The sequence below is a fragment of the Streptomyces sp. NPDC058650 genome, from assembly GCF_042717315.1.
Classification (GTDB): Bacteria; Actinomycetota; Actinomycetes; order Streptomycetales; family Streptomycetaceae; genus Streptomyces.
Genome location: NZ_JBHXRL010000007.1, coordinates 248,658 through 271,672, shown reverse-complemented (window position 1 = coordinate 271,672; position 23,015 = coordinate 248,658). Strand labels below are relative to the sequence as shown.

General features: G+C 71.1%; 16 protein-coding genes and 3 pseudogenes. 12 read left to right on the top strand and 7 right to left on the bottom strand.

The features are described 5' to 3' along the window. Positions 1–36: 36 nt before the first annotated feature. Positions 37–595: pseudogene (locus ACFWWU_RS15435) on the bottom strand (transposase). 72 nt (positions 596–667) lie between these two features. Further along, a complete protein-coding gene (locus ACFWWU_RS15430; protein WP_384144628.1) occupies positions 668–1,555 on the bottom strand; it encodes a PhzF family phenazine biosynthesis protein in 888 nt (295 codons plus the stop codon). Positions 1,556–2,057: 502 nt separating this feature from the next. On the opposite strand from ACFWWU_RS15430, the gene ACFWWU_RS15425 reads away from it, so the two are divergent. Next, positions 2,058–3,224: a GDSL-type esterase/lipase family protein gene (locus tag ACFWWU_RS15425; RefSeq protein WP_384144983.1), complete on the top strand. Its 1,167-nt coding sequence runs from the start codon at positions 2,058–2,060 to the stop codon at positions 3,222–3,224. 89 nt (positions 3,225–3,313) lie between these two features. Further along, positions 3,314–3,478: pseudogene (locus tag ACFWWU_RS15420) on the top strand (IS5/IS1182 family transposase); the annotation flags it as partial. 390 nt (positions 3,479–3,868) lie between these two features. Here the strand turns inward: ACFWWU_RS15420 and ACFWWU_RS15415 are convergent. Further along, positions 3,869–4,318 carry a VOC family protein gene (locus ACFWWU_RS15415; protein WP_384144625.1) on the bottom strand — a complete coding sequence of 150 codons (450 nt, stop codon included), beginning with the start codon at positions 4,316–4,318 and terminating at the stop codon, positions 3,869–3,871. 98 nt (positions 4,319–4,416) lie between these two features. On the opposite strand from ACFWWU_RS15415, the gene ACFWWU_RS15410 reads away from it, so the two are divergent. From ACFWWU_RS15410 to ACFWWU_RS15380, 7 genes are all read left to right on the top strand, one after another. Beyond that, on the top strand, positions 4,417–4,998 hold the full coding sequence (locus ACFWWU_RS15410; RefSeq protein WP_384144623.1) for a TetR/AcrR family transcriptional regulator: 582 nt from the start codon (positions 4,417–4,419) through the stop codon (positions 4,996–4,998). A gap of 1,399 nt (positions 4,999–6,397) precedes the next feature. Further along, positions 6,398–8,149, top strand: coding sequence for a lysyl oxidase family protein (locus ACFWWU_RS15405; RefSeq protein ID WP_384144620.1), 1,752 nt, complete (start codon positions 6,398–6,400; stop codon positions 8,147–8,149). A gap of 291 nt (positions 8,150–8,440) precedes the next feature. After that, a complete protein-coding gene (locus ACFWWU_RS15400) occupies positions 8,441–10,729 on the top strand; it encodes a RiPP maturation radical SAM C-methyltransferase (RefSeq protein ID WP_384144617.1) in 2,289 nt (762 codons plus the stop codon). A 31-nt stretch (positions 10,730–10,760) separates the two neighbouring features. Continuing rightward, positions 10,761–11,042 (top strand): hypothetical protein, encoded by a 282-nt coding sequence (locus ACFWWU_RS15395; RefSeq protein ID WP_384144614.1) that lies wholly within the window; start codon positions 10,761–10,763, stop codon positions 11,040–11,042. Between the two features lie 14 nt (positions 11,043–11,056). Next, positions 11,057–12,412, top strand: a complete 1,356-nt coding sequence (locus ACFWWU_RS15390) for a hypothetical protein (protein ID WP_384144611.1) — start codon at positions 11,057–11,059, stop codon at positions 12,410–12,412. 204 nt (positions 12,413–12,616) lie between these two features. Then, a complete protein-coding gene (locus ACFWWU_RS15385) occupies positions 12,617–14,401 on the top strand; it encodes an FAD-dependent oxidoreductase (protein WP_384144608.1) in 1,785 nt (594 codons plus the stop codon). Between the two features lie 85 nt (positions 14,402–14,486). Next, complete coding sequence (locus ACFWWU_RS15380) at positions 14,487–14,699, top strand: hypothetical protein (RefSeq protein ID WP_384144605.1); 213 nt, start codon at positions 14,487–14,489, stop codon at positions 14,697–14,699. Between the two features lie 212 nt (positions 14,700–14,911). Here the strand turns inward: ACFWWU_RS15380 and ACFWWU_RS15375 are convergent, their stop codons facing one another. After that, positions 14,912–15,796, bottom strand: coding sequence for a TIGR03619 family F420-dependent LLM class oxidoreductase (locus ACFWWU_RS15375; RefSeq protein WP_384144602.1), 885 nt, complete (start codon positions 15,794–15,796; stop codon positions 14,912–14,914). 486 nt (positions 15,797–16,282) lie between these two features. Continuing rightward, positions 16,283–17,101 carry an SDR family NAD(P)-dependent oxidoreductase gene (locus tag ACFWWU_RS15370; RefSeq protein WP_384144599.1) on the bottom strand — a complete coding sequence of 273 codons (819 nt, stop codon included), beginning with the start codon at positions 17,099–17,101 and terminating at the stop codon, positions 16,283–16,285. An 813-nt stretch (positions 17,102–17,914) separates the two neighbouring features. On the opposite strand from ACFWWU_RS15370, the gene ACFWWU_RS15365 reads away from it, so the two are divergent. After that, positions 17,915–19,714: a SpoIIE family protein phosphatase gene (locus ACFWWU_RS15365; RefSeq protein ID WP_384144596.1), complete on the top strand. Its 1,800-nt coding sequence runs from the start codon at positions 17,915–17,917 to the stop codon at positions 19,712–19,714. A 67-nt stretch (positions 19,715–19,781) separates the two neighbouring features. On the opposite strand, the gene ACFWWU_RS15360 is transcribed toward ACFWWU_RS15365, so the two are convergent. Then, positions 19,782–20,108 (bottom strand): YkvA family protein, encoded by a 327-nt coding sequence (locus tag ACFWWU_RS15360; protein WP_384144593.1) that lies wholly within the window; start codon positions 20,106–20,108, stop codon positions 19,782–19,784. On the opposite strand from ACFWWU_RS15360, the gene ACFWWU_RS15355 reads away from it, so the two are divergent. After that, positions 20,107–20,319 (top strand): hypothetical protein, encoded by a 213-nt coding sequence (locus ACFWWU_RS15355; protein ID WP_384144591.1) that lies wholly within the window; start codon positions 20,107–20,109, stop codon positions 20,317–20,319. The two genes, ACFWWU_RS15360 and ACFWWU_RS15355, sit on opposite strands and share 2 nt — an antisense overlap. Before the next feature lie 27 nt (positions 20,320–20,346). Here the strand turns inward: ACFWWU_RS15355 and ACFWWU_RS15350 are convergent. Beyond that, positions 20,347–20,571 (bottom strand): annotated as a pseudogene (locus ACFWWU_RS15350) (transposase); the annotation flags it as partial. On the opposite strand from ACFWWU_RS15350, the gene ACFWWU_RS15345 reads away from it, so the two are divergent. Further along, positions 20,570–22,966 carry a SpoIIE family protein phosphatase gene (locus tag ACFWWU_RS15345; protein ID WP_384144588.1) on the top strand — a complete coding sequence of 799 codons (2,397 nt, stop codon included), beginning with the start codon at positions 20,570–20,572 and terminating at the stop codon, positions 22,964–22,966. The pseudogene ACFWWU_RS15350 and the gene ACFWWU_RS15345 overlap by 2 nt on opposite strands. The last annotated feature ends 49 nt before the right edge of the window (positions 22,967–23,015 follow it).

Genomic DNA, 23,015 nt, shown 5'->3' with positions numbered 1-23,015 from the left:
GCCGGCCGAGGGCGGCCGCTGAGCTGCGTCCGGTCGTCAGGTCCGGAGCCGGATGACCAGGGCGGCCGCCATCGCAGTGCCGAGGAAGACGTAGCCGCGTTTGTCGTAGCGAGTGGCCACCGCCCGGGACTGCTTCATGCGGTTGATCGCCCGCTCGACGGTGTTGCGCTTCTTGTAGCGGTCCTCGTCGAAGCCAGCTGGCCGTCCGCCGCGTGAGCCTTTGCGCAAGCGAGCGGCCTGGCTGTCACTCTTCTCCGGGATCGTGTGGTGGATACCCCGCCGCCGCACGTACTCGCGCACGAGTCCGTTGCTGTATGCCTTGTCGGCAGCGAGGCTGGCCGGCTTCATGCGCGGCCTTCCCGGAGCAGACGCTCCCAGGTCCCGTCCGCTGACCACATGCGGTGGCGTTCATACACGGTCTTCCATGGGCCGAACCGTTCGGCAGGTCACGCCACTGCACTCCGGTCCGCACCCGGTGCGGAATCCCGTCGATCACCTGCCGGTGATCTCGCCACCGGCCACAGCGACCGTTGCTGACCGGCAGGAACGGCCGCAGCCGTTCCCACTCGGCGTCCGTCAGGTCACCCCGACCCATGCCCACATCAACGACTCGACCTCGGAGTAGTCACATGATAGGCCGGACACGTCCTAGGGCCTGTCCTTTGGATCAGGCCGGGATGCGGGTCCCTGCGCCGCCGACCCTGATCCGCCGGTCGCCCGCCCGCAGTTCCACCGTGAGGACGCCGGGGCGTCCCATGTCCTCCCCTTGGTGGAGGGTGAGGACCGTCGCCTCGGGCACGAGCCCGAGCTCACGGGCGTACGCGCCGAAGGCGGCGGCCGCCGCCCCGGTCGCCGGGTCCTCGACCACACCGCCCACCGGGAACGGGGCGCGGACGTGGAAGACCTCCGCAGAGGCGCGCCAGACCAACTGCAGCGTCGTCAGGTCGAGCCGGTGCATGAGGGCCTCCAGGCGGGCGAAGTCGTACGCCAGGTGGGCCAGCCGCTCTCGGCTCGCGGCGGCAAGGATCAGATGGCGTGCGCCCGCGAAGGCGATGCGGGGAGGCAAGGCGGGATCGAGGTCGCCGGCCGGCCAGTCGAGCGCGGCGAGTGCCTCTGCCAGGTCATCGGCCGCGACCTCCTCGATGTGCGGCTCGACGCTCGTGAGTGTGGCCCGCAGCGCCCCGCCCTCGCGCGTCACGGTGACCGGCACGGTCCCGGCCTGCGTGGTGAATACCAGGTCGCCGGGGCCGATGCGCTCGCCGAGGGCCACGGCCGTCGCGACGGTGGCGTGACCGCAGAAGGGCACTTCCGCCTTGGGGCTGAAGTAGCGGATGGTGTACGCGCGCCCGGCGTCCGACGCGCCGGCGCCCGCTCCCTCTGACGGCGCTGTCAGGAACGCGCTCTCGCTGTAGCCGACTTCGGCGGCGATCGCCAGCATCTCCTCGTCGCTGAGGCCCGTGGCGTCGAGAACGATTCCGGCGGGATTGCCTCCCTCAGGATCGTCGGAGAAGGCGGTGTAACGCAGGACGTCGGGGGTTTCCCGTATGGAGTTCATGCCGGGGCAACGGCGGGATCCCCGGGTTGGTTCCCCAGGTAGGGACCGTCTCGGAGCTCCGCTCCGCGGTCACGATCTCGGCAATCTCGGCTTCTGCGCTCATGGCATGCGCCCCCTCGTGTCGATCTGCTCCCGCCCTCGACGATGCTCACCGCGCGCGAGCGGACAAGGCACATGGCCCTCTCCGGGATCCGCCGCGCGCGCGTGAAGAGGGAGATGAAGGTCAGCTTGCCCGTACCGCCGTACGAGCTGCCGGCCTGGCACGGCAGCCGCGTCGGTCATCTGACCCGCTCATGATCGACCGGACAGGTCCTAGAGGGTGTCTGACCATGCTCGGCGGATGAGGTCAGGTCTTCCGGGGAGTGCGTCACGTGTGCGGGCCGGGGGGCCCGACCCGACGGGAAGGGGGCGACAGGCCTTAGGTTCTTGGAGAGGCCCGATGGCTCCGGCTGAGCACCTGCCCGGCCGGACGGGCCAGAGCCGAGGAGCGGTGACAGTGGCGATGCGGGAGTATCCGCTGGTGGGCGGACCGGTGGAGGTACGGGGTGCGTTGGACCTGGAGAGGACGCCGGCGGGGGTGATGCCGCGCCGATTGCCAGCGTGGACCAAGGAGCAGTACCAGGACCCGTCGGTCTACGGGGGAACGGTGATGCCTTCAGGGGTGCGGCTGGTGTTCCGCACCGATGCGCGGGTGCTCGAGTTCGAGGTCCTCACCTCCACGGGGCAGCTCGACAGTGACCCCCAGCCTCGGCCGACCGGGATGCTGGAACTGACGGTGGACGGTGCTCTTGCCGGGCGCCGACGAGCGCCGTTGGGTCATGTGGTGCGGATGGCGGGCCCCGGGGCCGCGCAGCGACTGATCCCGGGAAAGCCGGGAACGGCGTGTTTCGCCGGGCTGCCGACCGGCATGAAGAACGTCGAGCTGTGGCTGCCGCAGCAGACCCCCACGGAACTGGTGGCGCTCCGTGCCGACGGTGAGGTCCTGGCGCCCCTGCCCGACGGTCGGCCCCTCTGGGTGCACCACGGAAGTTCCATCAGTCACTGTCTCGAAGCCGACGGCCCCACCGGCACCTGGCCCGTGGTGGCGGCGTCGCTCGGGGGCGTGGAGGTGACCAACCTCAGTCAGCCGGGAAACGACATGCTGGACCCCTATGTCGCCCGGACGATCCGCGACATGCCCGCCGACCTGATCAGCCTCAAGACCGGTGTCAACATCGTGGGCCTGGCCACCTTCCGACTGCGGACGTTCGGCCCGGCAGTGCACGGATTCCTGGACACGATCCGGGACGGCCACCCGGACACCCCGCTGCTGGTGATCTCCCCGGTGAGCTGCCCGGCACTCGACGCGCGTCCCGGCCCGACCGCGGTGGGCCGGGACGGGAGGATCACAGCGCTGGGCGATCCGGCCGATCTGGCCCGTGGGGCGTTGTCGCTGCAGGTGGTCCGTGACGAGCTGGCAAGAATCGTGGAGGTCCGGCAAGCACGCGATCCTCACCTGCACTACCTCGACGGACGCGAACTGCTCGGCCCGGCCGATGTGGACGACCTTCCCGATGGCCTGCACCCCACTGCCGCCGCGTACCGCCGGATGGGCGAACGCTTCGCCGCCCACGCCTTCGCCAACGAGGGCCCGTTCCGCGCCCGCTCGCATGCGCAGCCGACCGACTAAAGCGTGTTGCGGAAGGTGTGGTGTGAGCATCTCCCCTGTAGGTGTGGGGCGTTGAGGGCTTAGCCGTTGTGGGTGGAGACGTTCACGGGCTACGGATGCGGCAGCTCGCGCCGCTGTTCGGCTGCTCGCCGGCGACGGTGTGCCGGGTCATCAAGCGGCTGCGGCCGCTGCCGGCGATCGAGCCGGCCACCCGCCCGGCCGACCCGGCCGAGCGACTGCGGATCGTGGACGGCACCCTCGTCCCGGTCCGTGACCGGAAGGCGCCTCTTCTGAAGTGGTGCAGAAGGCTGTGTCAGGGCAGGTCGGAGCAGGGATCGTGGCCGGTCTGATCATGCGGCGAGGGCGAGGGCGAGGGCGAGGCTGTGCAGGTGGGCGACGGCCTCGACCGCGTGGTGGAGGCCGGTGCCGCGCTGGCGGCAGTCGCGCCGGATCTTGATGCTCACGAGAGGAAGTCGTGAACAAAGCCATCGCAACGGATCACGCGGGTTCCGTCCCGGCATCGAAGCGAGCGAACCCTCGCCGGGATCGGACAGCTCAGGAACCGGGCTCTCGGTGAGGAAAGGGGTGGGGCGCTGAGCCCTGCGCGTGAAGGGGCGGGGCCTGGGGGCGCGGGTTGCTCCGGTTGCTGAGGCCGGGCCCAGGGATCAGACGCCGGTGTACTGGCCGGCGTACTCCTCGCTGGGTGGGACGACGGTGATGACGTCGATGAGCACGCCGTCGGGGGCGGCGAGGATGAAGTGACGCTGGCCGAACTCCTCCGTGCGCAGGGGCAGTACCTCGGGCAGTTCGGCCTCGACCACGAGCCGCTGGTGCTCGGCATCTACGTCGTCCACCTCGAAGTTCAGCAGCAGGCCGCCGCCGAGCGCGGTCCGGTGGCCCTCGGGGAGGGTCGGGTGGGTGTGGTCGAGCAGGGCCAGCTCGTACTGCGGGGCGTCGCGGCGGCGCAGGCTGACGTACCAGTCCGCTTCGAAGGTCACCTCGAACCTGAGATGGCGAGTGTAGAAGTCGCGGGAGGCGGCCACGTCCCGGGTGGCGAGCACCGGGTAGAAGCCGCCGAGCTTGGCATGGGGCATGGGCGTGGGTTCGTTCGTCATGGCAGAGGTCCTGTCGGATTTATTTCACATACCCGGGGTATGTGAATGGTGGCGCTAGCATACCCTGGGTATGTGAAGGGGAAAGGGTGGTACGCGTGATGGCGGTCAACCGGGCAGAGCAGCGGGCGGCCACGCGGCAGGCGCTGCTGGCCGAAGGGCGGCGGCGGTTCGCCGCCGACGGGTACCACCAAGTGGTCCTGGCGGACGTGGCGCGCGCCGCCGGGGTCACCAAAGGAGCCGCCTACCACCACTTCGACAGCAAGGCAGGACTCTTCAGGGCTGTCGTCGCCGAGGTCCAGCAGGAACTGGGCGAGCGGGTCGCGACCGTGGCCGATCGGCACGAGGACCTCTGGGAGCAGCTCCGGGCCGGCTGTCAGGCGTTCCTGGCCGCGGGGACCGACCCGGCGGTGCGACGGATCCTGCTGGTCGACGCGCCGACCGTGCTGGGCTGGGATGAATGGCGGACGCTGGACGAGGAGTCCTCCGGCCGGCACCTCACAGAGGCCCTGGCAGCGCTCGCCGCGGCCGGGACCATCGCGGATCAGCCGGTGGAGCCCCTGGCCCGACTGCTCTCGGGGGCGATGAACGAGGCCGCGCTCTGGATCGCACGGGGCGGGGACCCGCAGGCCGGGCAGCAGGCACTCGACCGGCTCCTGGCTGGTCTGCGCAACCCGGCCTGACCTCGCGCGCTCCCGCCCCGACGCCCGACGCCCGACGCCCGACGCCCGACGCCCGACGCCCGACGCCCGACGCCCGACGCCCCGCGCCTCCGACCCCACCGGCCTGCCTCGTCAGCGAACTCCTCTTCAAGAGCTACGACTTCGCACAGCCGTACGGCAAACGCCTGAGGTCGGGCGGTGCCGCTTTCACGCCTGTCCGCGTCGTCGGGGGGTGTCACACGAAGCATCGAGCAAGGCGCGTTCGGCGGGTAGGAACTGGGGCTGGTCGAGCGGCGGTCGGAGGGGACCCAGGAGGGCCGACATCCGCACCTTCGGCGTGACGAGCGAGGCGGGCGGGGACTGGAGGGCCCGATACGTCGGTCATGGCCGTCGCGGCGTGGAAGGAGCCCGCCGCGGCGTAGGACAGGCGGCTCACGTAGCGGTGCAGGAGGTGGTCGGCCAGCTTCGGGGTCTTGCCCAGGCTAGTGGTGGAGAAACGGATGTCCTGTTCGGTCGCCAGGGCCCACGCCTGGTCGATCGGGCGGGCCACGGCCCGCTGGGCCCGGCGGGCAGGGCTCGGGGCCGGGGCGGCCGCGAGTACCGCGCACAGGGCGAGGGCGCCCTTGGGGCGCCACCGACATGCCTTGTCCGTACACGGGGTTGAAGGCCGCCACCGAGTCCCCGAGCACCACGAGCCCCTCCGGCCAGTGGGGCAACTGTTCGTAGTAGTAGCGCCGGTTCGCCGGTGCTGTGGTTGCGCTGACGTCGGTCAGCGGTTCGGCGTGGGTCGGGAGCTCGGCGAGCACGAGGTGGCGCGGGGTGCGAGCGAAGGGTTCGAAGGACCGCGTGTCACGCGGGGGGTGGCCGCCGGGCGCGCCCATCAGGCTCATGTGCCAGCGGCCACATCGCCCGGCGGAACCGCACTGAGCCGGTACTGCCCCTCCGCACGACCTGCTGCACCCTCCGTACGACCTGCCGCAGCTTTTGCCTCTCCTGCGCGGTCAGCCTGCGAACCCTGACCGGTTGCGCCATCCCGCCTCCCCGCTGGTGGGAAGCGTCATCGCTTCCGACCAGCACAACGAGCAACCCGGCAAAGGTTCGCGGTCAGAGCACCAGGGCGGACCAACCCTGCGCTGCCGCAACAAGGTTGAGGGGTGCGATGCTCAGCTGCTCCCGTCCCGTCCCGTCCCGCCCCGCCGGGTGCCTCTCGAGCACCCCTCATGGACACAACAGCGCTATCCGGCCAACATCCCGACGCTTTCGACTCTCCGGACAACCGGGCATCCGGTCCCCTCCTCTCACCGCACGGGCGCAGCGAGTGCCTCTCACCGTGCCGGGCGGGCGGCTCTGCCGTCCCGTCGGCCGGGTGGCCCGCCCGCTGTCCGCTTCCTTCTCACAGCATCCGGAGAACGAGGGAACGATGACCACTACACGCACCGCCCGGCTGCGGCGTCCGCTGCTCGCCGGCACCACGGCCGTCGCCGCCATGGCCGTGACGGCCGGTTTCATGGCCGCGACGCCGGAGCAGGCGACGGCCGCGACGGGGCCCAAACTGAGTCTCATCGCGGCGACCGACTCGGTCACGCTCACCTCCTGGAAGGAGGAGCCGGGCGTCTACCTGGACCTCGGCACCTACCTGACCGCGGAGGGAACGCCGCTGGAGTTCAAGGTGACCCGGAAGTCCTACAAGCACCCGGTGACCATCACCCAGACCGTGTACGAGGGCGGCAAGGCCAAGGCCAAGACGCTGCCCCCGGGCACCGTGAAGGACTTCTCCGGGCTGCCCGGCTTCGCGGAGATCACCGTCACCGACAAGACGGGCAAGAAGGTCGTCAGCCGGACGGAGAGCTTCTGTCCGAACAACGCCAGCGGACGGGTCCGACCCGACGCGCCCTCCACCTCGAAGTATCCGGAGAGCTGTCCCACCAACGCCTTCACCCTCGGTTCCGTGTGGGGCGTCGAGAAGGGGTGGGCCGCCAACACCTACGGCGGTTCCTACACTCAGCCGGTGAAGCTCGCCGCCGGCGCGTACACGGCCAAGATCGGGATCGCCAAGAAGTACCGGGACCTCCTCGGGATCGCCGACCGGCCCGCGACGGTGAAGGTCACCGTCCAGGAGCGCAGTTGGGAGGACGGCGCCGGCGCCGCGCCCGCCCGGTCGGCCACCGCCGGGGAGCACGCAGGGCACGGCGCAGCCCACCGGGCTCCGGCCGGTCACGCCGGGCACGGGCCGGGGCACGCTCAGACCCCCGCCCAGGCCGGCGCACCGGAGACCAGCGGTGCCGGCCCCTCGTACAACGTGGGCCACGGGCCGCTGAAGGCCGCGCCGCCGGCCGTGCCGTGGGCGGTGAAGAGGCAGCAGGCCGCGCGTGCCGACATGCGCGCCGGCGACACTACCGGGCAGACCGACGGCTCGCGCCAGGCGCCCGCCCTCACACCGCAGGCCAAGCGGCCCAGCGGGAATCCCTCCGTCCCGAACGTCCCCAAGCCCGACCTGCGGTCGCTGCCGGCCTACGGCATCACCATCAGCGACGGTGGCCAGAACATCCCAGGCAAGGACTACCTGGCCTTCAGCGCCAACGTGTGGAACGCCGGCCCGGCCCAGCTCGTGGTGGACGGCTTCCGCTCGCCCGGCAAAGCCAAGATGGACGCCTACCAGTACTTCTACGACGCCACGGGCAAGCAGGTCGGCTACACCCCGACCGGCACGATGGAGTGGGACCCGCGTCCCGGCCACGTGCACTGGCACTTCACCGACTTCGCCAGCTACCGGCTCCTGAAGGCGGACAAGCAGGAAGCGGTGCGCAGCGGCAAGGAGGCCTTCTGCCTGGCCAACACCGACGCCGTCGACTACACGGTGAAGAACGCCAACTGGCACCCGTTCAACACCGATTTGGCCACCGCCTGCGGCCAGGAGAACTCCATCTCCGTCCGAGAGGTGCTGGACGTCGGCTCCGGCGACACCTACACCCAGGACCTGCCGGGACAGTCGTTCGACATCACGGACGTGCCCAACGGCACCTACTACATCCAGGTGCTGGCCAACCCGGCCAAGCGGCTGAAGGAAACCAACCTCGACAACAACAGTGCCCTGCGGAAGGTCATCCTCGGCGGCGCCCCCGGCCGACGGACCGTGACCGTCCCCGCGCACGACCTCGTGAACGCGAACTGACCTGAGAGAGCGGGTGGCGCAGCAGCCGCTGCGGCACCCGCCCTCGTCGGTCCACCGCCGTGTGCGTACTCCCCGCGTTGCTTGATCCGTTGCCCCGGGCGGATCCCACCCTCGGGGACACGGCCGATCCCCGGGGAACGGACGTCAGCGTGCCGGTTCGAGCAAACGGTGGTGTCCGTGGGTGGTCCTCGGTCCGTTTGGGTGAGCGTCGGCGCGTCCCTGGCAGGGCGGGGCTGTGGGTCGGCGGCAATCGGCCAGGGTGGGGCCGTGATTGTTCGAGAGGACCCTGTCGTGGACGGCTCGGACCCGGGCCGGTCCGACCCCGTACGTCTTAAGCTGCTGCGCCTGCTCTTCACCCTGGCCGACGCGGAGAAGGCCCGCCGCGCGGAGCAGGGCCCGATGCCCCCGACGGCAGGGGACCACGGTGCCGTGCAGCCGACGGCCGCCGGTGGGCTCGGGGCCGCGGTCACCGCGAGCATGGCCTCTCTCGGGACTGCGGAGCTGGAGCGGGAGCACCGGCGGCTGGCCAGGTCCTTCCTCCAGGAGGTCGACCGGCTCATCGCTGGATCCGGCAGCCTCCCCGGCCAGCGCGTGGACTTCCCGGGGCTGATGGCCCGGGAAGCGCGGACGAGGGGGACGGATACCGCCGGCGCCCGCGTGGCGCTGGTCTCGTTGCCGTGGATGTCACCCACCCTGCCGTCGATCCAGCTGGCGACGCTCGCGTCGGCCCTGCGGCAGGAGGGCATCGCGTCCGACGTCCACGAGGCGTACGTGGACTACGCGGCACGCATCGGGCTCAACCTCTACAACGTCCTGGGTAACCTGCTCGGCCACCTGCCGGAGTGGATCTTCTCCCAGCACTACTACGGGCCTGAGCACGGCGACCACCTCACGGGAATGCTGGAACAGCGTCCGCTGGCCGTCGGCTTCCCGTGGCCGGAGCTCGCCGACACGATCCTGGCAGCGCTGGCACCCGTCACCGAGGAGTACCTGGACGACCTCGTCAACGAGGTCGACTGGTCCGCGTACGACGTAGTCGGCTTCTCGTTGACGATCTCCCAGCTCGGCGCCTCGATGGCGTTCGCACGGCGGCTCAAGCACGCGTTCCCCTCACTGCGCATCGTGTTCGGGGGGTCGCAGTGCGCGGGTCCCATGGGCAGCACGATCATGCGGATCTGCCCGTACGTCGACGCGGTCGTGCACGTCGAGGGCGAGCAGGTGCTGGGCGAGGTGGTGCGACGGTTCCGCGACGGCCGCTCGCTGAGCGGTCTGGCGGGAGTGAGCCGTCGGACCGCGGACGGCGAGGTGGTGACCGCGCCCGCCGCGGAGCTGGTGGTGGCCGGCAGCCGGAAGCTGGAGCTGGACTACGACGCCTACTTCCAGCGGCTCGCGCGCCTCGGGCTGACGGAGAAGATGAACCCGTGGCTGCCCTTCGAGAGCAGTCGCGGCTGCTGGTACGGGCAGAAGGTGCAGTGCACGTTCTGCGGCCTCCACGACATCATGGATTTCCGCGCCTGGGACGCGGACGTCGTCCTGGCGCAGCTGGAGAGCCTCCAGGAGCGCTACGGCGTGGGGCGCTTCTACTCCATGGACCTCATCATGCCCCGGGAGTACCTGCGGACCCTCCTCCCCGAGATCGCCGCGCGCGGCCACGACTGGATGTTCTTCTACGAGATCAAGGCGAACGTGCGGCGGAGCGAGCTGGAGACGCTCGCCGCGGCGGGAGTCCGCTGGGTGCAGCCGGGCATCGAGAGCCTGGACGCCGACCTCCTGTCGCTGATGCGCAAGGGGGTCAAGCCGTACCAGAACATCCAGCTGCTCAAGTGGTGCCAGGAGCTGGGCATCTACTGCGGCTGGAACCTGCTGTTCGGTCTTCCGGGGGAGAGCCAGGCGTCCTACGCGCGGATGGCGGAGCTCATTCCCAAACTCACGCACCTCCAGCCACCGTCCGGGGGCGGCCGGTTCCAGCTGCACCGCTTCAGCCCGTACTTCGAGCAGCCGGAAGCCCACGGTGTGCGGTGGGAGGGGGCGCATCGGATGTTCGCCTACGCCTTCCCCGTCGACAAGGCGGACCTGGACCAACTGGTCTACCTCCACGACTTCACGCTGGACCCGTCGTTGGGCGAGCCGGTGGACACCTCGGAGGTGGAGGCCGCGGTCGCGGAGTGGCGGCGGGCCAACCGGGCGGGCGCGCGCCTCGAGTTCATCGAACGGCCCGACGAGGAGGGTGTCATCGTCGATCACCGCGACGTCGGGAGCCCACCCGTCCGGCATCCCCTCGACCGGGCCGGAAGCGCGCTGTACCGGCACCTCGATGCCGGTGTGGCGGAGAGACTGCTCGCCGAGAAGTTCCGGGACGAGGACCGCGACGCGTTCGAGGCGCTCGGCGGGGCGAGCGGGATGACGGGGCTGGTCGAACAGTGGCTGTCGGACGGCCTGGTGATTCGCATCGACGGGAAGATCCTCGCCGTTGCCGTCCGCGCGAGCCGGATGGCAGAGCGGAATCCCGAGCCGGTAGCGGCCGTGGCCGGGACGGTCCCCGAGGCTCCTGTCGACACCCGGACTGCAGTGATGGCGTAGTCGATCTTCGTTCCCACGACCAGGAGGAATCATGGCCTACGAGCCGAGTGAGCAGGACGCGCTGCGCGAAACCGAAGAGGCGATTCTCGAGGTCATCCGGACCATGCGCGAGGACCCTGAGCAATACAAGTCCGTCATCCGCGAGCTGGAGGCGATGAAGACGGACGAGGAGCGGGTGCACCGGCTGATCGGCTTCGCGACCGGTGAGCGTGAGCTGGCCGCCCTCCTTCCGGCCCGGTCCGGGGAGGATGCGGAGGCGGCCAGCCCCACGATCACCACGGTGACCGTGACCACAGTCCTGGTGGAGTGCTGAGGGCTGGACCTGCCGTGGTGCGCGGCGCGCCGGCGGCGGTCCCGGAAGCACCCGCCGCCCCGGCGCTCCCCGCGCTGCCCCACCCCCGCGAGCTCGGCGCCGGCAGCTCCTTCACCGAGTCCGCCCTCTGGTACGCGTGCGGGGTTCCGGCCCCGGGCATCCGTCAGGGGTGGAAGCTGTACGTTCCGATGACGCTGCTCAACGCCCGGGAGATGCTGGGCCTAGTGGCACCGCTGCTACTCGGGGCCGGCCTCCACTTCAAGTACGTGAAGGACCTCGCCACCCTGCAGCACCTCAACGCGGGGATGCACGGCTACTCCCAGATCGGGAAGTGCCTGGTCGTCTACCTGCCGGATCCGCAGGCGTCGTTCCTGGGCGTGCTCAAGGAGGCGCTCGGGCCGTACCGGGACCAGTGCCCCGCGGTGCCGTGTGCCCGGCCCTTCGGCGGCCGGCTGCCACTCTTCTACCGCTTCGGCGCGTACGTGGGCAGCACGCTCGTCCTGGACGGCCGTGAGGTTACGGACGACCGCGGCAGCCTCGCGCACGCCGTGCCCGAAGGCGTGAGGGACGTCCTCGCCGGGTTCACCGAGCCGGAGGCCGAGGACCCCGAAGTGGGGCGCTTCCTGCGCCGCTACCCCGCCTTCCGCGCACTCGCCCAGCAGGGCAAGAGCGGGGTCTTCCACGCCATGGACGCGACGGCGGCAACGCTGCGGCAGGTCGTGCTGAAAACCGGCTATCACCGCGGGCAGCTGCAGCCGGACGGCACCGACGGCTGCGACCTGCTGCGCCGGGAAATCGCCTGCTACCGGCTCCTCGCCGAACGCCGACTGGACCGGATGGCCCCGGCGCTGCTGGATACGCTGGACGTCCCGCGCAAGGTCGTCCTCGTCCTGGAGTACGTCGACGGGCCGAACTTCCTGCACCACAAGCTGAACGGGCGGCTGCGCCCGCGCCACCTCGAGCAGGCGTGGCTGCTGCTCGAACGGTTTCATGCGGAAGGCGTCTACCTGGGCGACGCCAAACTGGCGAACTTCCTCGTGGGCCCGATCGCCGATGCCGATGCCGATGCCGAGATCGAGATCGACGAGTGTGTGCGCGTGGTCGACCTGGAGGGGGCGGGGGTGATCGGCGATCACGCTCCGCCGATCCGCACGTTCTTCATCTCCCCCGAGCCGGAGGATCCCCGGCGCTCGGACCTTGCGCACTTCCTCGTCTCTGTGCTCTACCCATACGACCAGGCAGGGAAGAGCTGGGCCAACAGACGCGTCGACTTGCGCGCCTGTCTTGAACGGGAGCCGGCAGACGATGCGGAGGCGTGGGCGCTGGAGCGCTTGCGCGTCCTCTTGGACGAGGCGCAGCCAACTCTCTGAGCCCGGGCAGGCCACGCGCTGGGGGCGGATCGGGACAGGGGGAGACGCGTTCTTGCCCGCGCGCTCGGCGGGCGCTTGGCTGCCGCGCGAGGGGCGGGATCGCGCCATGTGCGAATGGGACCCGCACTCAACTTCCGGGACCGGGATGACGGCCCTATGCTCCTGCGTTGGACATCGGGTTACCGCTGGTAAAGGGGTTGGGGCATGGGCCGTCCGGGTACCTCACGACGCACCTTCGTGGCCGGCGTGGCCGCCACGACCGGAGCGGTAGCCGTCGGGGCGGTCGCTCCTGGCGCCGCACCGGCTGTCGCCGCGGAGCCGTCCGCGCCGCAGTCCGTGGCTGTTCTCGGCGGTGGGGTCGCGGGACTGACCGCCGCCCACGAACTGGCCGAGCGCGGCCTCCGCGTCACCGTCTACGAGCGCCGCGCGCTGGGTGGCAAGGCCCGCTCCATGGACGTACCGGACAGTGCGCACGGCAGCCGGCGCCCGCTCCCCGCCGAGCACGGCTTCCGATTCATCCCCGGCATCTACCACAATCTCCCCGACACGATGCGGCGCATCCCCTTCCCGGGGAACGCCAACGGAGTCTGGGACAACCTCGTGGCTCCGGCCGAGATGTCCTTCGCCCGAACCGGCCGTGAGGACCTGCGCATCCCGCTCCCCTGGCCGGGCCACCGGCCCGCCGAGCTCACCCTCGACGAGATCCGCGGCGCCCTGACCGCCCTCCTCGACACCGCCCGCTCCATCCCGCTCCACGAGGCCGCGTACTTCGTCAACCGCTTCCTCGTCTTCCTGACCAGCTGCGACGAGCGGCGCGACGAGGCGTGGGAGCGGACACCCTGGTGGGAGTTCCTGCGGGCCGAGCGGATGAGCTACGACTACCAGCGCATCCTGGCCGTCGGACTGACCCGCAACATCGTCGCGACGAAGGCCGAGGAGGCCAGCACCCGTACGGTCGCCACCCTCCTGGAGGCTTTCACCTTCAACGCCTTGGGGCGCGGCGCCGACGGGCCCCTCGACCGGATCCTGAACCTGCCGACCAACGAGGCATGGATCGATCCCTGGGTGGCTCATCTGACGAGCCTCGGGGTGGAGTTCCGTATCGGCTGGACCGTGAGGGAGCTGGCCTACGACTCCGGCTCCCGGCGGATCGCCGCGGTCGTCGTCGAAGATCCACAGGGCGTCCGTCGCTCGGTGACCACCGATCACTACGTCTCCGCGATGCCGGTGGAGCACGCCCGGAGGACCTGGGGTGCGGCCCTGCGGGCCGCGGACCCGCAGCTGGCACGGTGCGACAAGCTGGAAACGGACTGGATGACGGGCATCCAGTTCTATCTCACCGAACACGCGCCGCTGCTCGCCGGACATGCCAACTGCATCGACTCCCCTTGGTCCTTGACGGCGATCCAGCAGGCGCGCCACTGGCCGTCCCGCGACTTCCCCGCCGACTACGGTGACGGAGCCGCCGTCGACTGTCTCTCGGTGGACATCTCGGAATGGGACCGCCCCGGCGTCCTCTACGGCAAGACGGCCAAACAGTGCACGCGCACGGAGGTCGCCCGGGAGGTCTGGGCGCAGTTGAAGGCCGCGTTCAACGACACCGGCCGTACGGTCCTGAAGGACAGCGCGCTGCACTCCTGGTTTCTGGACCCGGGCGTCGACGGCCTCGGCACGCCGAACCCGACCAACGAGGACCAGCTCCTCATCCATCCGGTCGGCACGTTCCATCATCGACCGAAGGCCGCCACCAAGATCCCCAACTTCTTCCTGGCCGGCGACTACGTGGCCGTCGACATCGACCTGGCGACGATGGAAGGCGCCAACGCCTCCGCCCGCCAAGCCGTCAACGCCCTGCTCGACCGGACGGGCTCGGCCGCCGCGCGCTGCGAGGTGCGGCCGCTCTTCCGGGCCCCGGAGCTGGAGGGGCTCAAGCGCCACGACCGTCTGCGCTACCGCCTCGGTCTGCGGAACGCCCTCGATGTGGGCTGAGGTTGGGGCCCGGCGGCCCGGCGGCCCGGCGGCCCGGCGGCCCGGCGGCCCGGCGGCCCGGGGCCAAGGCCGGGCTGGACCCGTGATGGTCAGGGCGGAGAGCTTGGGCGGCGTTGATGAGGAGCTCGGCGACATCCGTGACGTGTTGCCCTTGTCGTCCGAGCATTGGATCGTGACTGCATGGGCTGGTATCGGCGAGAAAAGCCGTACGAACGGCCCGGCTCGCGATGGCCAGACGGGCGTGATCCTCATCCTGGGCATGGTGCTCATCATGTCCGGGCTGACTCGCCCGCGTTGAGGGTGATGACCGGAAGGGCCCTGCGCACGGCCGCCGACTCCCGTGCGAATGGGCCAGGTCTGAAGAGGCCTGGCCCCGGGGGCCTTTCGGTGCTTCCGAGGACCGGTCGCCGAGATTCTCGGGGCGCACGGGCGTCTGGGGCCGGCCGCTGCCGAGCGGCACTCCGCTGTGGTCGGGCACGGGCCCCGGACGTCCGGGCCCGTCCGCCGGGCTCAGCCCCGCAGCATGCCCAGGGCCTTGGCCCCGAGGTCCAGGGCCTCGTCGGGCGAGTCGACCGACTGCTGGAGGTCGACGAAGCAGCCGTCGGCGCCGGTGTCCCGCACGCCCGCGAGCACGGCGGCGATCGCGTCCGCCGTGGCGCCGGGTGCGGGGTTGTGCCGGATCTGCCGCCGCAGCGTCCCCGGGTCGCGGCCCGCCTCCTCGGCGGCTCGCCGCGCCACGTCCCACAGGCCCTCGGCCGCCCCCGGCGGCAGGACGGCGCCGACCCAGCCGGCCGCCCGGCGGCCGACCCGGCGCAGGGCGGCCGGGCTGAAGCCGCCGAGATAGACCGGCGGTCCCGCGGGCTGGACGGGGCGGAGGCCGACATACGAGACGGGGATCGTCCAGTGGGGCCCCTCGTGGCCGAACTCCTCCTGGGTCCAGAAGCCGTGGAGGACGTCGAGCAGCTCGTCGAGGAGGGCGCCGCGCCGGCCGAAGTCGGCGCCGACGGCGGTGTACTCGTCCCGCAGCCAGCCGATGCCGAGACCGACGTCGAGGCGTCCGCCGCTGACCTGGTCGAGCGAGGTGAGGGAGCGGGCGAGCAGGGCCGGCGGGTACCAGGGGCCGTTGAGGGTGCTCATGCCGAGCCGGGCGCGGGAAGTCGCGCCGGCGGCGACGGTGAGCACGGTCAGCGGGTCGAGGAAGGTCTTGTACTGGTGGGGGTACGGGTTCTCCGGGGTGTGCCCCGGATAGAGGTCGCTGGGGGCGACCGGGGTCAGGGCGCGGTCGCCGACCCAGAACGAGTCGAACCCGGCGTCCTCGGCGTCCCGCGCGAAGGCTGCGATGCGGTCGGCGCGGGCGTGGGTGCCGTACTGGGGCAGTGCGATGCCTATCTCCATGACCTCATCCTGGACAGCGGGAGGGCCCGCGACACGAAGGGGTCGACGTGTGACCCCCGACACATGACTGCTCTTCGGGTGGGGGCCGAGGCCCGTCGGCCGGTCGACCGCGGGGCGGGTGCCGCCTGCATGCCCCGTGCCGTCGGCCGACCGCCTCGGCAGCTGCCCGCCGATCCCGCCCGCGCCCTCAGCCCGAGATCGTCCGGAGCGGCACGCGACCTCAAGCGGCGCGCGGCTACCGCGAGGCGGCCCGTGCGATCCCGCCGCGGTTCGTCCGCAGGCCGTCCGGCTCCACATCGAGAGGTTCGGTGTGGGGCAGGACGGACGACGAGCGGCGGTCGGACCAGGATCTGCGCTGAGGTCCAGGCCCCCACCAGCGGCGCGCCGCTGGCCGTCACGACCGTGCGGGATGACCGCGACCCCCCCCGACGGTGCGGGGTGGCCGGTCGGTTGAACGCGACCGGTCACCTCGGCCGTGGCTGTCGGTCAGGCCCGCGGGGCGCGTGGCTCCAGTCGGAACTCGAAGCCAAGGGTGCCCGGGTCGAGTGCGGTCGCGCCGCCGTCGACGGTGAGCACCGCACCGTTGACGAACGAGGCGGCGGGCGACAGCAGCCAGGTGATGGCCTCCGCGACCTCTTGCGGCTCGCCGGGCCGGCCGGCGGGCAGTACCCGGGTCACCTCCTCGTACGCCGCTTCCAGACCGTTCCCGTCCAGGCCCGCCTCTTCGGCGAACCGGTTCATTCGGCGGTCAGCCATGTCGGTGCGCACCCAGCTTGGGCACACGGTGTTGGCGCGCAACCCCGTGCCCCCGTAGTCGACCGCGAGCGAGCGGCACAGCTGGAGCAGCGCCGCTTTGGAGGTGGCGTAGGCGGCGTTCCCGACGCCGTTGCGCAGGGCGGACACCGAGGCCACCGCGACTACCGCGCCGCGGGCGTCGAGCAGGTGCGGGAGCGCGGCGCGCAGCAGCAGGAACGGACCGGTGAGGTTGGTCCGCATGACCTCGTCCCAGTCCTCCAGGGTCACCTCGCCCACCCCGCCGCCCCGCCCGATGCCGGCGTTGAGCACCAGACCGTCGAGCCGCCCGTACGCGCCGACCACCGTCTCGACGAGCGAGGCCACCGCGGCGGGGTCACCGATGTCCGACGGTACGGCCAGGGCGCCGGTCTCCTCGGCGACCAGCCGCAGCGGCTCGGGGCGGCGCCCGGACACCGCCACCTTGTGTCCCGCCCGGGCCAATGAATGCGCGGTCGCCGCCCCGATCCCCGTTCCGCCTCCGGTCACCAGGTACACGCGCTCGTCCGCCATGTCCGCCGCCTCTCCCGTGTCTCGTCCGCCGTCCCCCGTCCCGGTGATCTTAGGCGCGCGCCGCCCCGGGGCCGGGCGCCACCAGGAGGGGCGCCGCTCGCTCGCTTGCCCGGCGGTGGAAGGCCGGCACAGGCCGGAGCGGGCTCGTCAGGTGTCAGGGGCCCGGGGAGCCGTCCCGGGAGCTCGGGGAGATGCCGCCGGAGGCGGTGTGCGTTTCCCGGCCCGTCCAATGAGGGGGCTCCGAGGTGAGTGATCCCCGCCGGTTCTGTATGGTCGGCGAGCCGCTCTGCCCGCTCCACGTCCATGACCACGGTGTACCCCCGCGTTCGGCCCGACGGTTCCGAAACGCGTACGAGGTCGTCGTACCGGGCAAAGGTCCCGGGCATTCTCCTTCACGGCTGCCTGCGGTCTGGCAGATCGAATGAAGTCGATTTCCACGGATGCGAGCAAGGGGGCGATCCTCGCGCATTGCCAGCCGGCGGGCTGATCCGCTTCCGACGACTCGGAGCCGCCCGACCACCGGGCAAAATTGCATGAGTCGCGAGAGCAGAGGACCATGTTTTCTCATGGATCCCGGGGGCGGTAGACCGGCCATGAGGGCCGGTGTGCGGTTCGGATCTTGCCTGGTACCGCGAGCGGAAGCCCGAGGAACGGAGGTCCCGTTCCAGTAGGCGCGCCCGCGTCCCGAGGACCGCTTCCTCCCCCTCCGCGCCGTACCGGCCGAGTTCCCGGCCGGAAGTCGGCCGATCGGCCGAAAAAGGGTGCATGCTGAGCACCAACAGCGGTCGAGTTCCTGTTCTGGAGGTCGAAAGAATGAACGGCGGCGAGGGAAGACGGCGCCTGGCCGCCCGAGCTTCGGCCGGAAAGGGTGCCGCGGCGCACCGCTCGGCCGGAGCCCGCAGACGACTCGCCCGGGGTGGCGGCGAGGTCCCGCTCGACCGGCTCACCACGCGAGGCCGGCTCGCTTGGCTGAACTCCGCCGGTTCCAGGATCGGCACCACCCTCGACCTGGAACGCACGGCCCAAGAGCTGGCCGAGTTCACCGTGCCCCGCTTCGCCGACGGCGCCGCCGTCGACATCCTGGACAGTGTCCTGCGGGGCGACGAGGGCGCGCAGTGGACGGGTACGGGTGTCCCGCTCATGCGGGCCACCGCGCTGTGCGCCGTCGAGGAGCTGTCTTCCCTGGAGCCCACTCCGGTGGGCGAGACCTCCGTCCGCGCCGAAGAGACGCACGAGACGCTGCTCCACCGCTACTGTCTGCGACAGGGCAAGCCAGTGCTGGTCAGCCGCATGAGGAACGACGACTTCATCAAGGTCGCGCCGACGGAGAGTGCCGCGGCGAAGATGCGAGCCGCCGGAGTGCACAGCTATCTCGCCGTGCCGCTGATCGCCCGCGGGCTGTTGCTCGGCAGCGCGGACTTCGTCCGCGGCCCCGGAACACCACCGTTCTCCACCACAGACCTCGCACTGGTGAAACAGCTGGCCTCCCAGGCCGCCGTCTACATCGACAACGCCCGGCTGTACGGGCGCGAGCGCGAGCACGTCGTCTCGTTGCAACGCGCACTGCTGCCGCGCGCGACCCCGGTGACGCCAGGGCTGCGCGTGCACTCCGAGTACGCGCCCTCGACGGCGCACCACGGCGTGGGTGGGGACTGGTACGACATCATGGCTCTGCCCGGCGGACGTACAGCCCTCATGGTGGGCGACGTCATGGGCCACGGGCTGCCCGCGGCCGCCACGATGGGGCGTCTGCGGACGGTGGCCCGCACCCTGATGACCCTGGACATGGCTCCGGAGCGCGTCCTGGCCCGGCTCGACCTCGCCACGCGTGACCTGGAGGACGAGCAGGTCGCCACCTTCCTCTGCGCCGTGTTCGACCCGGCAGACTCCACCTACACGCTGGCCAGCGCCGGGCACCTGCCGCCGCTGTTCCTTGACGGACACGGCTCCGCCGAGTTCGTGGACGTACCCGTCGGCGCGCCGCTCGGGGCCGGAGTGATCCCGTATGACCCGATCCGAGTCAAAGTGCCGAGGGGCGGCAACCTGGTGATGTACACGGACGGGCTCGTCAAGTCCCGGCGCGCGGACATCGACCACCAGTTGGAGCGTCTGCGCTCCACGGCGTGCGGCCTGGCATCCGAGGCTCTCGAAGCCGGCGGCCTGATCGAGCGCGCCCCGGCCGACGCCACCCGTTTCGACGAGGCCGTACTCATCGTCGCGACGGCCGTCTCGGACGTCCCGGCCGACCTGCGCGAGTGGCAGTTGCCGCAGGAAGGGCGAGCGGCGTCCGTCGCCCGGAGCCTGGTCACGGACCAGCTCGCCGAGTGGGATCTGACGGAGCTCGCCGACGTCTTCGAACTCGTCGTCTCCGAACTCGTCGGCAACGCCCTGCGCTATGGCAACGGGCCCGGCAGACTCCGGCTGCTGCGCGGCGACCGACTTGTCGTGGAGGTCTCGGACACGGGCCCCGATCTGCCCCAGATCCAGCACGCGGATCTCAGTGACGAGGGCGGCCGAGGTCTCCAGCTCATCAACATGTTGTGCCGCCGATGGGGTTCCTGCCGCACCGTGACCGGCAAGGTGGTGTGGGCGGAACAGAACCTGCCCTCCTGAGGACGGCCGGAACGCCTACGCCAAGACCACCGGAGCCGCTGTACGGTCACCGGGCGAGCGGCTTCGACTACGCCGCCGGACCGCTCCCCGAGGCCTTCGAACCCTGGGGGAGCCCCCTGGGGTCCGCCTCGCTCCCGGAGGTCGCCGCGTGCAACACCCGGAGGGCGACCAAGAGGACGCCGATGTCATCCACATAGACCGGGTCCGGGAGCAGGTCGATCGGCGAGATCGTGTAGACCACCGCTGCCCAGAACAGGGCCTTGGACCGCAACGGGACACCGGCGTCCAGCAGCAGCCTCCGAGCCTGGAAGACGCGGACGAGCAGAACAGCCGCGAATCCCGCCGCGACGAGCACGAGAACCACGGCCACGATGAGCCAGAGGGAGCTGTCCATGCTGCTCTCCTGCCCCGTAGTGCTCCAGGCCGTGCGGTCGTGCGCGGGCTGTTACAAGGCTACGACGTCGGGACCGCAGCCCGGCTCCATCGGCCGTGCCCGTCGTCGGCTCATGTCGGGCCGATCCGGTGCCACCGGCGGGTGGCGGACGATCGTGGAGTCGACCGACACCGGCCAGTCGATGTCGCCCGCCGTGTCCGCCCTCGCCTGAGCGGTGCGGAGCCCTCCGGTCGACCGTTCCGTCCGCCGCCCACCTGCGGAAACGGGTGTGGAGCGTGGCCCACGGCCCGTATCGCTCGGGCAGCTCCCGCCAGGCCGTCCCGGTGCGGAACTTCCACACGATCTCGTTCAGGATCCTGCGGTCGGTACGGCCCCGCCGCGCCCCGCCCGCGCTGTGTGGTGGCCGTCCGGACTGGACCGAGCGCACTGCGGTCTCGACCGCTCGGAAGGATGATAGGACCATGGAAGGGCTACCTTTCGCTCCTCTCGCCGGGGCGGACGAAGGCGGGCTCCTCGGTCCGCCCCCGGCCGCTTTCGCCTTGATTGCCGTAGACGGAGTGCTCGTCGGGTGGAGTCGTGAGGCCGAGGCCCTGCTCGGATATCCCGCTTCGCAGGTACTGGGACGCCGGGCGGCGGACCTGCTCGTCACCCCGCACGCCGATCGCGACAGATCGGAAGAGCGGCGACTGGATCAGCGGCTGCGGTTCGGTGGCACACGCAGTGCCGTCGTGGACGTGCGCCACCGTAGCGGACACACCGTGCGTGTGGCGGTGACTCTACGTCCCCTGACCCCCGCCTCCGACGAGGACTCCACCGGCCGGGCCCCCTCCGCCGTCCTCATGGCGGCCGAGCTGGAGGGGCTGCGCTGGTGGGAGACCCGACAGGCGATGCTGCAGGGGCTCGTGACCCAGTCGCCGGTGACACTGACCATCTACGGCCCCGGCGCGCGCCTTTTGTGGGCCAACGCATCCAGTGTCCGGGAGCTCGGCGGCGACCTCGCAGCAGCGCTGGGCCGCTCCATGAGCGAACTCTTTCCCGGCGATGTCCTCACCACCGAGCATCTGGCGCCGCCCGAGGACTTCGTCCAACAGATCCTCGAGACCGGTGAGCCGGTCATCGACGTGCATTTCCGAGGGCGCGCCCCGGCCGACCCGCGGCGTGAGCACGTCTGGTCCTCGTCTTATTTCCGACTGCTGGACGGCCGGGGAGAGCCGGTGGGCGTGTGCGAACAGTCCATTGACGTCACCGACCACTACCGTGCGCAGCAGCGCCTCGCGCTCCTCGCTGAGGCCGGTGCGCGGATCGGGGCGACGCTCGACCCGTCCGGAACGGCAGTGGAGCTCGCCAAGATCGCCGTGCCGCAGTACGCCGACGTCGTGCTGGTCGACGTGGCGGTAGAGGTGCTCGAGGGAGAGGAACCGAAGCCCGTCACGGCATGGGACCTGATACGCGTGGCCGATTCCGACGGAGACCCCTCCCGGGTGGGCGAGCGGGTCGCGTACGCCGCCGGATCGTCGCAGGCCGAGAGCCTGGCAGGGGGCCGTGCGACCGCGGACGCCGTGGTCGCGCCGACACGACTGTACGTCCCGCTGATCGTGCGGGGGACGCCATTGGGCCTTGTCACCTTCGTGCGGGGCGACGACTCGGAACCCTTCGGCGACGGCGATCGGGCGGTGGCAGAGGAGCTGGCGTCGCGGACCGCCGTGTGCATCGACAACGCCCGGCGGTACCGACGAGAGCGGACCGCCGCGCTCATGCTTCAGCGCAGTCTGCTGCCACGCTCGCTGCCTGAGCTGAGCGCGGTCGAGGCGGCGAGTCGCTACCTGCCCGCCGACAGCCACCTCGGCGCCGGCGGCGACTGGTTCGACGTCATTCCGCTGTCCGGCGCACGTGTCGGACTCGTTGTGGGGGACGTTGTCGGTCACGGGCTGGGAGCCGCTGCCACCATGGGGCGCTTGCGCGCGATGGTGCGCACCCTGGCCGAGCTGGACCTCGCGCCTGACGAACTCCTGGCCCGGCTGAACGATCAGGTCGGCAGGGACGCGTCGGACCAGAACGTGAAAGGCTCGGACGGCAGTCGCGCCGTCGGAGCGACGTGCGTCTACGGGATCTACGATCCGGCTTCCCGAACGAGCACCTGGGCGGCGGCGGGACACCTGCCGCCGGCCGTGGTGCAGCCGCACGGCCCCGTCGAATTCCTTCGTCTGCCACCGGGGCCTCCTCTGGGCGTGGGGCGGCTTCCCTACGAGGGCGCGGAGGTGGCGCTCGCCGCGGGAAGCCTGGTCGTCCTGTTCACCGACGGCCTCGTGGAGGCCCGGGGGCAAGGAATCGACGCGGGGTTGGACCGCTTGGCGGCTGTACTCGGGGAGCAGCGAGGATCGTCGTCCGACCTGTTGTGCGCCCAGATCGTCGCGGAGCTGGTGTCGGACCATGTGCGGGACGACGCGACGCTCCTTGTCGTGCGCACCCGTGCGCTGGACGCACGCCAGGTGGCGGAGTGGGAGCTGCCCTCGGACCCCGCGCTCGTCGCACGCGCACGTTCGATGGCCGCGGAACAGCTTGCGCGGTGGGGACTGGACGAGCTGGCCTTCACCACGGAACTGGTGGTCAGTGAGCTGGTCACCAACGCGATCCGTCACGCCTCCGGCCCGATCGGTCTGCGCTTGATCTGGGACCGTTCTCTCATCTGTGAGGTCTCCGACTCGCAGCACACCTCACCGCATGCCCGTTACGCCGGCAGCGACGAGGAGGGCGGACGTGGACTGTTCATGGTCGCCCAGCTCACCGAGCACTGGGGCACGCGATACATGCCGGCAGGTAAGACGATCTGGGCGGAACAGGCCTTGCCCGTGCCTTGACAGCCACGCGCCGCCCGCCGTGGGTGGAGGAGTTCGAGGCATTCCAGGC